9 protein-coding genes are annotated in these 11,566 nt (G+C 58.9%); 3 read left to right on the top strand and 6 right to left on the bottom strand.

Going from position 1 to position 11,566, the window contains the following annotated elements; genetic code table 11:
• Positions 1-255: 255 nt before the first annotated feature.
• Positions 256-1,569, top strand: a complete 1,314-nt coding sequence (gene brnQ / locus AABC73_RS18840; protein WP_341520465.1) for a branched-chain amino acid transport system II carrier protein — start codon at positions 256-258, stop codon at positions 1,567-1,569.
• A gap of 122 nt (positions 1,570-1,691) precedes the next feature.
• Here the strand turns inward: brnQ and AABC73_RS18835 are convergent, their stop codons facing one another.
• Positions 1,692-1,949 (bottom strand): hypothetical protein, encoded by a 258-nt coding sequence (locus AABC73_RS18835; RefSeq protein WP_331152019.1) that lies wholly within the window; start codon positions 1,947-1,949, stop codon positions 1,692-1,694.
• A 481-nt stretch (positions 1,950-2,430) separates the two neighbouring features.
• Here AABC73_RS18835 and htpG point away from each other — a divergent pair, with 481 nt between their 5' ends.
• Positions 2,431-4,335 (top strand): molecular chaperone HtpG, encoded by a 1,905-nt coding sequence (gene htpG / locus AABC73_RS18830; protein WP_341520464.1) that lies wholly within the window; start codon positions 2,431-2,433, stop codon positions 4,333-4,335.
• An 83-nt stretch (positions 4,336-4,418) separates the two neighbouring features.
• Complete coding sequence (locus tag AABC73_RS18825; RefSeq protein WP_341520463.1) at positions 4,419-5,150, top strand: dienelactone hydrolase family protein; 732 nt, start codon at positions 4,419-4,421, stop codon at positions 5,148-5,150.
• Between the two features lie 399 nt (positions 5,151-5,549).
• On the opposite strand, the gene AABC73_RS18820 is transcribed toward AABC73_RS18825, so the two are convergent.
• From AABC73_RS18820 to AABC73_RS18800, 5 genes are all read right to left on the bottom strand, one after another.
• Positions 5,550-6,401, bottom strand: a complete 852-nt coding sequence (locus AABC73_RS18820; RefSeq protein WP_341520462.1) for a pirin family protein — start codon at positions 6,399-6,401, stop codon at positions 5,550-5,552.
• Between the two features lie 119 nt (positions 6,402-6,520).
• A complete protein-coding gene (fabB, locus tag AABC73_RS18815) occupies positions 6,521-7,741 on the bottom strand; it encodes a beta-ketoacyl-ACP synthase I (RefSeq protein WP_020289313.1) in 1,221 nt (406 codons plus the stop codon).
• A gap of 11 nt (positions 7,742-7,752) precedes the next feature.
• Positions 7,753-8,268 carry a 3-hydroxyacyl-[acyl-carrier-protein] dehydratase FabA gene (gene fabA / locus AABC73_RS18810; protein WP_020289312.1) on the bottom strand — a complete coding sequence of 172 codons (516 nt, stop codon included), beginning with the start codon at positions 8,266-8,268 and terminating at the stop codon, positions 7,753-7,755.
• Between the two features lie 220 nt (positions 8,269-8,488).
• Complete coding sequence (locus AABC73_RS18805) at positions 8,489-10,420, bottom strand: response regulator (protein WP_341520461.1); 1,932 nt, start codon at positions 10,418-10,420, stop codon at positions 8,489-8,491.
• Positions 10,417-11,334 (bottom strand): ABC transporter substrate-binding protein, encoded by a 918-nt coding sequence (locus AABC73_RS18800; RefSeq protein WP_341520460.1) that lies wholly within the window; start codon positions 11,332-11,334, stop codon positions 10,417-10,419. Before AABC73_RS18800 ends, AABC73_RS18805 begins: the two co-directional genes overlap by 4 nt.
• Between the last annotated feature and the right edge of the window lie 232 nt (positions 11,335-11,566).

The raw sequence follows: 11,566 nt of genomic DNA, 5'->3' as shown, positions 1-11,566 counted from the left end.
TCGCGGGCAAGTCGAAACGCCGCCCGCTCGCTTCAACGGATTCCAGCGTTCACAAAAGGTGCGTTCATCGCTCAGCGCGCCCTCTATCAGTGCAAAACACACGCAAATTGGTTAGGCTAGCGGCCATTTTGTGCAGGCTGGCTCTCACAAGGAGTCACGGCACAGTCAGGTCGGTCCTAAAAGGGCTGGCAGCATTTCCCTTATCCGTCGGGAAATCTCCTCTAAATTCCGATTTGAATGTGTGGTTTCCTTCTGATGAAAGTGTTGAAAGGCCGGGATATCCTGGCACTTGGTTTTATGACGTTTGCCCTGTTCGTCGGGGCTGGCAATATCATCTTCCCCCCGATCGTTGGTTTGCAGGCCGGTCCCCATGTGTGGATGGCGGCGCTGGGCTTTCTGGTCACTGCGGTAGGTTTGCCGGTGATCACGGTCATCGCTCTGGCCAAGGTCGGTGGCGCCATGGATGCGTTGAGCAGCCCGATTGGCAAGGTCGCCGGCGGGATTCTGGCAGCGGTGTGCTATCTGGCGGTGGGTCCGCTGTTCGCGACGCCGCGAACGGCCACGGTGTCGTTTGAAGTAGGTCTCGCGCCGCTGACAGGCGACAGCCCCATGGCGTTGTTTCTCTATAGCCTGGCGTATTTCGCGGTGGTGTTCTGGGTGTCGCTGTATCCGGGGCGTCTGCTCGATACCGTGGGCCGCTTTCTGGCGCCGTTGAAGATTATCGCCCTTGCGGTGCTGGGTATTGCGGCCTTCGCGCTGCCTGCCGGTGATGTCGGGATTGCCGAGCCTGCTTATGCCGCGGCACCGTTCTCCCAGGGCTTCATCAATGGCTACCTGACCATGGACACCCTGGGTGCACTGGTGTTCGGGATCGTCATCGTCAACGCGATTCGCTCACGCGGAGTCGAGTCGCCAGCCTTGATTACCCGTTACGCGATCATCGCCGGGCTGATTGCCGGGGTAGGGCTTGCACTGGTCTACATCAGCCTGTTCCGTCTCGGTTCCGGGAGTCATGCGGTGGCAGCGGGGGCGAGCAACGGCGCGGCGGTCCTGCATGCTTACGTGCAACACACCTTCGGTTCGCTGGGCAGCGGTTTCCTGGCGGTACTGATTTCCCTGGCGTGTCTGGTGACCGCTGTGGGCCTGACCTGCGCCTGTGCCGAGTACTTCAGTCAGGTACTGCCGTTGTCTTATAAAGCACTGGTTCTGATTCTGGCGCTGTTCTCATTGCTGGTATCGAATCTGGGCCTGACCAAGCTGATCATGTTCTCGATCCCGGTACTGACGGCCATTTACCCGCCTTGCATCGTTCTTGTAGCCCTGAGCTTCTGCAAGGATTTCTGGCAATCACAAAGCCGGATCGTCGCGCCAGTCATGCTCGTGGCCGCGGTGTTTGGTGTTATCGATGCGATCAAAGGCGCAGGTTTTGCTGACAGCATGCCGCACGTCCTGGCGAATCTCCCGCTAAGCGATCAAGGCCTGGCTTGGTTGGTGCCGTCCTTGATGATGTTGGTCGTTGCGTTCGTGATTGATCGGGCACTGGGCAAACGAAGTGAAGCGCTGGCATGACAGGTATTCAAAAAGTCGGAATGCAAGTGACTGACGCTTAGTCAGAGCGCGATTTGAAAGTCATCCGCCAAAAGCTAATAAAGCCCGCAATTGCGGGCTTTATTATCTGAAAACCTCTCAGCTTACTTGGTCGTGGTTGGCGCCGGGGCCTGACCATTGGCCTCTTTCGCGCGCTCTTGAGCGGCTTCTGCATTTTTCTGTGCAGCTTCCTGGCTTTCTTTAGCCGCGTCGTTCACTTTATCCTGAGCCTTCGCCATCGACTCCTGGGATTCCTGTGCAGCTTTGTTGGCATCTTGCTGGGTGTTTTCGGACTTCTTGTCACAGGCGGCAAGGCCCAAAGTGGCAGAAAGCATCAAGGCATAAGCTAAAGATTTGCGCATGGGGTGTTTCTCCTTATTGAATATCTACGAGCCTTCGAACACTGGGCTTTTCATTAAGTTCCGGCCACCGCTCAGATAGATTGTGTTTGCGTATCAAGGGCTTCGCGTTGAATCCGCGACGGCACCGAAGCATTTTGCAACTATTACTGCCAGGAAATGAACGCCGCGCATGCGTGAAACCGTGGTGCTTGAGCGTGTCAGGCGCTCCTCCTGCGGCGTTGCCTGATTGCCGGGTTTCGGCTCGGGCGGCATGCGCGCCAACCCAAATGGCATGACACCGGTGCTGCCTTATGCCGAGAAAATCCTTGGGATTGGCCTTCTCGCGCCATTCATTGCGTGGGCAGCGGTCGAAGAATCGTCGAAGCGCAATTGCGCGCCCTTGAAATCCCGGTCCCAGCCCCCACTTTGATGACTACCCGCCGCCCGACACAGATTCATGTCTTGTCTGGTGGCTTTGCCATCTGATTGGAGTTTGATGACCATGAGTGTGGAAACTCAAAAGGAAACCCTGGGCTTCCAGACCGAGGTAAAGCAACTGCTGCACCTCATGATCCATTCGCTGTATTCCAACAAGGAAATTTTCCTTCGCGAATTGATCTCGAACGCCTCTGACGCCGTCGATAAACTGCGCTTCGAAGCACTGTCCAAACCGGACCTGCTTGAAGGCGGCGCCGAGCTGAAAATCCGTGTGAGCTTCGACAAGGACGCGAAAACCGTCACTCTCGAAGACAACGGCATTGGCATGAGCCGGGAAGATGTGATCACCCATCTGGGTACCATCGCCAAATCCGGCACTGCAGATTTCATGAAGAACCTTTCTGGCGATCAGAAAAAGGATTCACACCTGATCGGTCAGTTCGGCGTGGGCTTCTATTCGGCTTTCATCGTTGCCGATCAAGTCGAAGTATTCAGCCGCCGTGCGGGCGCGCCTGCCAGCGAAGGCGTGCACTGGTCCTCCAAGGGTGAAGGCGAATTCGAAGTCGCTACCCTGGAAAAAGCCGAGCGCGGCACGCGTATCGTCCTGCACCTGAAAAGTGCTGAAGATGAATTTGCCGACGGCTACCGTCTGCGCAACATCATCAAGAAGTACTCCGATCACATCGCTTTGCCGATCGAGCTGCCGAAAGAACAGGCCGCTGCCGAAGGCGAAGAAGCGCCCGCCGTTGAATGGGAAACCGTCAACCGCGCCAGTGCACTCTGGACCCGTTCACGCACTGAAGTGAAGGATGAGGAATACCAGGAATTCTACAAGCACGTTGCCCATGACTTCGAGAACCCGCTGAGCTGGAGCCATAACAAGGTTGAAGGCAAGCTGGAATACACCTCGCTGCTCTACGTGCCGGCCCGTGCTCCGTTCGACCTGTATCAACGTGAAGCGCCGCGTGGCTTGAAGCTGTACGTGCAGCGCGTATTCGTCATGGATCAGGCCGAGTCGTTCCTGCCTCTGTACATGCGCTTCATCAAGGGCGTGGTCGACTCCAATGACCTGTCCCTGAACGTGTCCCGGGAAATCCTGCAGAAAGACCCGATCATCGATTCGATGAAGTCTGCGCTGACCAAGCGTGTGCTGGACATGCTGGAAAAACTGGCGAAGAACGAGCCTGAGCAATACAAGGGGTTCTGGAAGAACTTCGGTCAGGTCATGAAAGAAGGCCCGGCAGAAGATTTCGCCAACAAGGAAAAAATCGCCGGCCTGCTGCGTTTCGCTTCGACCCACGAAGAGGGCGGCGAGCAGGTCGTTGCCCTGGCCGAATACCTGGCTCGCGCCAAGGAAGGTCAGGACAAGATTTACTACCTGACCGGCGAGACCTACGCCCAGGTCAAAAACAGCCCGCACCTTGAAGTCTTCCGCAAGAAAGGCATCGAAGTGCTGCTGTTGACCGATCGCATTGATGAGTGGCTGATGAGCTATCTCAGCGACTTCGACGGCAAGGGTTTTGTCGATGTGGCACGTGGTGATCTGGATCTGGGCAAGCTTGATTCCGAAGAGGACAAGAAGGCTCAGGAAGAAATCGCCAAGGATAAGGAAGGTCTTATCGAGCGTTTGAAAGCTGCGCTGGGCGAGTCCGTCAGTGAAGTGCGGGTTTCCCATCGCCTGACCGACTCTCCGGCGATCCTGGCCATTGGCGAGGCTGATCTGGGCATGCAGATGCGCCAGATCCTCGAAGCCAGCGGGCAGAAGGTTCCGGACTCCAAGCCGATCTTCGAATTCAATCCGGCCCACCCGCTGATTGGCAAGCTGGACGCCGAGCAGAGCGAAGAACGCTTCGGCGATCTGTCGCACATTCTGTTCGATCAGGCGGCGCTGGCTGCAGGTGACAGCCTGAAAGATCCGGCTGCTTACGTGCGCAGGCTGAACAAGCTGCTCGTTGAACTGTCGGTTTAACTCGACGTGTTACAAAAACCCGCTTCGGCGGGTTTTCTGATTTTGGTCCGTGCATTTTTCGTTCAATGATTGAGGAGTCAGCGATGAGCAGCAACGTTACTGTCAGTTCCGTGGTGTATCAGATCGATGGCCAGCCGTACGAAAGCCGTCTGGTGTTTGACTCCGGCGACGCTTCGTCACGTCCGGGCCTGTTGATGGCGCCCAACTGGATGGGTGTCAGCGAAGGTGCCGAGAAAATCGCCCAGTCCGTGGCCGAGCAGGGTTATGTGGTATTGCTGGTGGACCTTTACGGGCAAGGCACTCGCCCGCAAAACGGCGATGAAGCGGGTGCTGCAATGATGCCCCTGAAGAATGACCGCGCTGAACTGCGCAAGCGCATGCAGGCGGCTCTTGAGCAACTGCTGAGCCAGACCGACGCGCCGGTCGATGCCGACAAAGTCGCTACGTTTGGCTTCTGCTTCGGGGGTTGCTGCTCACTGGAACTGGCTCGCGCCGGCGCTAATCTGAAAGCCGCCGTGTCGTTCCATGGCACCCTGGACACGCCGAATCCGGCTGATGCGAACAACATCAAAGGCTCGGTTCTGGTTCTGCACGGTGCTGCCGATCCCCTGGTACCGAAAGAGCAATTGCCAGTCTTTGAAGCTGAGATGGACGCTGCAGGCATCGATTGGCAGCTGACCAGCTACGGCGGCGCTGTGCATTCATTCACCGATCCTGAGGCACAGACTCCAGGCAAGATGATGTACGACGCCAAGACCGCGAAACGTGCGTTCGCATCGATGCATAATCTGCTGGATGAAGTGTTCAAGGACTGATTCAGTTTCACCGGTATGGCGTACGCCTGGTGACGAACCTGAGGGGGATTCGATGTTTGGAGGCAACCCTCAGGCGCCGCCGATGTGTTGACTGCACCGACGTCCTCCCGGATAAATCCGGTCCTACAGATCGCGCCGATTTCGCAATTGTGGGAGCGAATTCATTCGCGAGGAGGCCGGGACAGGCTCTGACTATCTCGATGGCTGCCCCGACGTCCTCCCGGATAAATCCGCTCCCACAAGGTCGGCGCTGAATCCGTTGGAGCGAGGCTTGCCCGCGAACCAGGCGCCCCGGTGAACCAGACACACTGCGTTATCGTTCTTCGCGGGCAAGCCTCCAACGGCACGCTTTGCGCCTTATCATCGTTCGCGAATAAATCTCCCAAGGCTCTTCTGCGTTCACGGCAACTCAATCCTGCCCGTTTCCCCCGACACCGTTGGCCAGTCTCCAGCCGCCCAACGCTGGCGGGCCGTTTCGATCAGCGCCGGATCGCTGGCGACGAAGTTCCAGTTCATGCGCCGTGGGCCGTCCAGCGCGGCGCCGCCGATGAGTACTGCGTGACATTCGCTCTGCGCGCATAGCGTCACTTCCTGGCCTGCATCGAGCACGATCAGGCTGCGGGTTTCTACAGCTTCGCCATCCAATGATGCCTCGCCACTGAGCACATACAGCGCCCGCTCCGCATGTTCAGTGGGGATCAGCAGCGTCGTGGCGGTCTGCATGTGCAGTTCGGCGTAGAGCGTCGGCGACAACACGGGCACCGGCGAGGTCAGGCAAAAACCGCTGCCGGCAATCATGCGGATCCGGATGCCCATCTCATCACTGACCGGCAGGCTGCTTGCCGGGTGATGATTGTAATGGCCTGCGCCTGATTCAAAAGCCTTGGGCGACGCCAGCCAGATTTGCAGACCATGCATCCTGGAGCCGCTGGCCAGCAGATCGTCGGGCGTGCGTTCGATGTGGGCAATGGCTGCGCCTGAAGTCATCCAGCTGACTTCGCCCGCATCAACCTGTTGGTCGCTGCCGAGGCTGTCCTTGTGCAGCAGGCGGCCTTCGAACAGGTAGGTAAGGGTCGACAGACCAATATGTGGGTGCTGGCGAATGTTCATGCCGGTTCCCGGCGCGTAGGTGGTTTCCAGCATGTGATCGAAAAACACGAATGGCCCGACGCTGCGGCATTTGGCCGAGGGCAGGGGACGCAGAATGGGTTGGCCTTCGACGTCTTCGGCGCGGGGTTTGATCGTTAGCATCAGGGTTTCTCGGCTGGGCGCGCATGCAAAAGGAAATATCCTACCTGCATAGGCTGAATCGACCCAATAAAAAAGGCGCCTCAAGAGGCGCCTTTCTGACAGCTGCGAAGCGGGGCGAATTACTTGCCCTGCCAGCGCTTCATTACCAGCGTGGCGTTGGTGCCGCCGAAGCCGAAGCTGTTGCTCATGACCTGGTCGATTTTTGCATCTTCCCGGGTCTTGAGCAGGATCGGCATATCAGCGACAACCGGGTCCAGCTCGTCGATGTTGGCTGAGCCGGCCATGAAGTTGCCTTCCATCATCAGCATGCAGTAGATCGCTTCGTGAACGCCGGCGGCGCCCAGAGAGTGACCGGACAGGCTTTTGGTGGAGCTGATGGCTGGAGCGTTGGTGCCGAACACTTCGCGCACGCCTTCCATCTCTTTCGCGTCACCGACCGGAGTCGAAGTGCCGTGAGTGTTGATGTAGTCGATCGGGCCTTCCACAGTGGACAGGGCCATCTGCATGCAACGGATGGCGCCTTCGCCGCTTGGCGCAACCATGTCGTAGCCATCGGACGTAGCGCCGTAGCCAACGACTTCGGCGTAGATCTTCGCGCCGCGCGCCAGAGCGTGTTCCAGCTCTTCGACCACGACCATGCCGCCGCCGCCCGCAATGACGAAACCGTCACGCTTGGCGTCGTAGGCACGGGAAGCCTTTTCCGGAGTTTCGTTGTACTGGCTGGAAAGTGCGCCCATGGCGTCGAACAGGAACGACTGGCTCCAATGCTCTTCTTCGCCACCGCCGGCAAAAACGATGTCCTGCTTGCCCATCTGAATCTGTTCCATCGCGTTGCCGATGCAGTGAGCACTGGTGGCGCAGGCCGATGCGATGGAGTAGTTCAGGCCCTTGATCTTGAACGGCGTGGCCAGACAGGCTGAAACCGTGCTGCTCATGGTCCGCGTAACGCGATACGGACCGACGCGCTTGACGCCTTTTTCGCGCAGGATATCCAGCGCTTCCATCTGATTCAGTGTCGACGCGCCGCCGCTGCCGGCGATCAGGCCAGTGCGAGGATTTGAGACTTGCTCCTCGGTCAGGCCCGAATCAGTGATGGCGTCTTTCATGGCCAGGTAGGCATAAGCTGCCGCATGGCCGACGAAGCGATAGATCTTGCGATCGATCAGTTCTTCGAGGTTGAGGTCAATGGAGCCGGAAACCTGGCTACGCAGACCCATTTCGGCATATTCCGGATTGAAACGGATGCCAGGGCGGCTTGCACGCAGGTTGGCGGAGACGGTCTCTTTGTCATTGCCCAAGCACGAAACGATGCCCAGACCAGTGATAACGACGCGGCGCATGCGGATAACCCTTAGAAGTTGTCAGTGGAGGTAAAGACGCCGACCCGAAGGCCTTCGGCGGTGTAGATCTCGCGACCGTCGACAGTGACCGAGCCATCAGCGATGGCCAGGTTCAACTTGCCTTTGAGGACACGTTTGATCTGGATGTTATAGGTGACTTTCTTTGCAGTTGGCAGCACCTGGCCGAAGAATTTCACTTCACCCGAGCCCAGTGCACGACCACGGCCCGGCAAACCCTGCCAGCCGAGGAAGAAACCGACCAGCTGCCACATGGCATCAAGGCCCAGGCAGCCTGGCATTACCGGGTCGCCTTCGAAGTGACAGGCGAAGAACCACAGGTCTGGATTGATATCCAGCTCGGCGACCAATTCACCCTTGCCGTACTTGCCGCCGCCTTCGCTGATGTGGGTGATGCGATCAACCATCAGCATGTTGGGGGCGGGCAGTTGCGCATTACCTGGGCCGAACAGCTCGCCGCGACTGCAGCGCAGCAGGTCTTCCCGGGTAAAGGCGTTTTGTTTGGTCATGCGAGCTCCTCAATAATCTGGTGCGGCAGGGTGGGGCGCCATGTGCCCCAGGATCCAGTCCTGGCCGGCTGACTCGCCAGGACTCTGTCGGCAGCCTACTCATAGACTATTGCGTTGTAGTGAAAGTCACAGCACAAGGGAAATGAAAGCACACTTGTGCACTGAAATTTATCATCCGGCCGACGTCGATTGTCGATACGGCTACCAAGACTGCCGCAATTTAGCATTTATCGCCAGTCGCAGATGTCCGAAAGGACAGCCAGCGCTGTAAAACCTGCTGCAAATCAGTACGTTTAAAGGGCTTTGCCAGGTAATCGTTCATCCCCGCCTGTAAACAGGCGTCGCGATCGCCCTGCAATGCGTTGGCGGTCAGGGCAATGATCGGCACCTGTTCCAGCCCCGGAAGCTGGCGAATGCGGCGGGTCGCTTCATAGCCGTCCATGACCGGCAGTCGGCAATCCATGAAAATCACTGCGTAGTTGCCACTGCCCGCCATGCTCACAGCCTGGTCGCCATCGGTGGCGACGTGCACCTGAAAACCGAGGCTGTGCAACATTGCCTGAACCACCGTGCGATTGACCGGATTATCCTCCACCAGCAACACGCAGCGGTCCTCGCCGTCGTCATCTCCATGTCCAGCCGAAGCCCCGGACGGATCGGCAACCTCCGCCGGCAAGCGGGTCAGCGCAAGCTCCAGCGTGAAGGTCGAGCCCAGACCTTCCTCGCTCCTGGCGCTGAGGACACCACCCATGCGCTCGGCCAGAGTGCGCGCAATCGGCAGGCCCAGGCCGGTGCCGCCGTAGCGCCGGGAGATTGAACTGTCGGCTTGCTGGAAAGCATCGAACATCGACTCCAGGCGATCTGCCGAAATCCCGATGCCACTGTCGCGAACGGTGCAGGTGAACAGCACGCGCTGTGCTTCCAGTTCCTGGCAACCGGCCTGGACACAGACACTGCCGGTTTCAGTGAATTTCAGGGCGTTGCCAATCAGGTTGACCAGGATCTGGCGCAGCCGGGTCGGGTCGCCAGAGACATTGAAAGAGCGAAGCCCGGCCTGCAGATCCAGTTGCAGCGCCAGCCCCCGTTGCTGGGCATTGTGCTGGAACGCCTGGGTCGAAGTGGTCATCACCTCGGCTAGATTGAACGCGATGTTCTCCATTTGCAGGGCGTTACGTTCGATCCGCGAGAAATCGAGAATATCGTTGATGACCTTGAGCAAATGTTCCGTGGATTCGGTCGCCAGCGCCGCGTACTCGGTCTGTTCCTCGGTCATGCGCGTGGTTTCCAGCAGCTGCAACATGCCCAGCACGCCATTCATGGGGGTGCGCAGTTCGTGGCTCATCATCGCCAGAAAATCGGATTTGGCCCGGTTGGCCCGTTCGGCTTCTTCCCTGGCCTGAATCAGCTGATCGATGGACTGCTGCTGTTCACGGCTGGCTTTTTCCAGGTTGAAAGCCAGGTTGTTGATATGCCGCGCCAGATCACCCAGCTCGGCGTCGTCGGGCACCGGCAGCGGCGTGTTGTAATCGCCTTGCTGGATGGCCTTGACCGCGTCGCCCATGTCACTGATCGGTTGTGACAGGCTGGAGGCCAGGCGGCGGGCCAGCAGGAAGGTGAACAGCAGCGCGAACAGCGCCAGAATGCCGGCCTTGAGCAGGATCTCCTGCTGCCGCTCGCTGAACGCATCGTTGGACATGCCCACCAAAACCCGGCCCAGATAATCTTCCACAGGCTTCGCCACTTCTGCGCGCGCACCGAGGAAATCGTTGCTGAGCTTGATCCGCTGGGCGCGAATCGGCGCCTGGAAAATCTCCACCTGTTTGGAGTTGCCGCCATTCCTGCCGGGCTGCTCGACGAACACCAGGACATTGTTGGCGCTGTCCTGCACTTCTACGAAACGCACATGAGGCGTGGACAAGGTGGCGCGCATCAACCCCCTGAGCACCTCGTCATTGCCGACAATCACCCCGTATTCCGACGCGGGAGCCAGTTGGTTGGCGATTAGCTGACCGGTGTGGTTGACCTCCTGGCGCAGGTCCTGGATCCGCACGAAGGTGAAAAAGCTGATCAGCAGCAGCGTCAACAGCAGCGCAGGCCCGAGGCTGATCATCTGGGTGCGGGTGTTGATGTCCCATTGGCGGCGTTTATTCATGGCTGGCGCTCCGCATCGGTCAGATACGCGGTCAGCGCAGCGTCATTGATGGGGGCGATGCCGAGCGAGCGTGCGACCCGAGGGTTGCTCACAACCTTGAAATACGGGGGGTAGAACGCGCGCGGCCAACTGGCGGGAGGGGTATCCAGCAGTGCATCAAGGGTGTCGAGCCAATCGTGCTGGTCGCTGTAGGTGCTGGCCAGGCTTCCAGCGGTGACGAAACCTGCGTTGGGGCCGAGCAGTGCCAGTTGTTGCGCATAGCTGCTGAGCAACAGGTTCTTGGCGGTCCTGGTGTTGTACAGCTCAATATCGTCCAGCCCGAGCAGGACGTCGCTGCGACTCAGCAATGCGTTCAGTGGGCGGTTGTCGGCGACAGATCGCCAGGATTGGGACACGATCTTCAAGCCCAGCGGCACGGCAGCGTGGCGCGTTTCCTTGAGCAGGAACTGACTGTCACTGTCGAACAGCACGCCGACTTGTCTGGCTTGCGGCAACAGTTGCCGGATCAGTTTGAGCTGCCGCGAGACGGGCGGGTCGCTCCACAACAGGCTCAGGTTTGGCGGGCGTTTCTCTGCCAGGCGCTGATGGGCCTCGATCCGGCTGATGCGCAGCACCAGCGTCGCCGGGCCCTGGCTGTCCAGCAGACGCCAATCCAGGCTACCCGGATCAAGCAGGATCAGGCGGGTATGTTCCGGGATTTTGCCGGGCACGGGCAGCTTGCCAGTTGTGGCGAAACGCACGGAATCTTCGGGCCGCCGCTGGGCCAGGTCGCTGACAAAGGCTCGCACCAAGGGGCTGTCTTCGGTGGCCGTCAACAGGACGTCGGCTGCGCACGCGCTGTTCGCCAGCAGCAGGCCGGTGACGATGCAGCCCAGATGTCCGATCCATAAGCCCAACGCTGTATCCATACTCATCCGCCCGGTGATTCCTGTCGTGCAGCGAAGTTTTCCAATCGCCGGTGGTCGCAATGATTCCAGTAATAGTCGCGCATGGGAACCAAGACGTGGCTTATTTCCATGGAACTTGCCCCCGGTCGTCGGCGCGGCGGGGATGAAATACAGCTAATGAGCGGCGCCGTGACACAGTTTGTCGCTGGCTGACGCTGCAACGCTCCGTATAATGCCGCCATCGCCAAAATCAGATGGC

The sequence above is a fragment of the Pseudomonas sp. G.S.17 genome, assembly GCF_038096165.1.
In the GTDB taxonomy this organism is placed as follows: Bacteria; Pseudomonadota; Gammaproteobacteria; order Pseudomonadales; family Pseudomonadaceae; genus Aquipseudomonas.
Note: the sequence above shows the minus strand (reverse complement) of the source record. Positions and strands in the feature narration are given on the sequence as shown.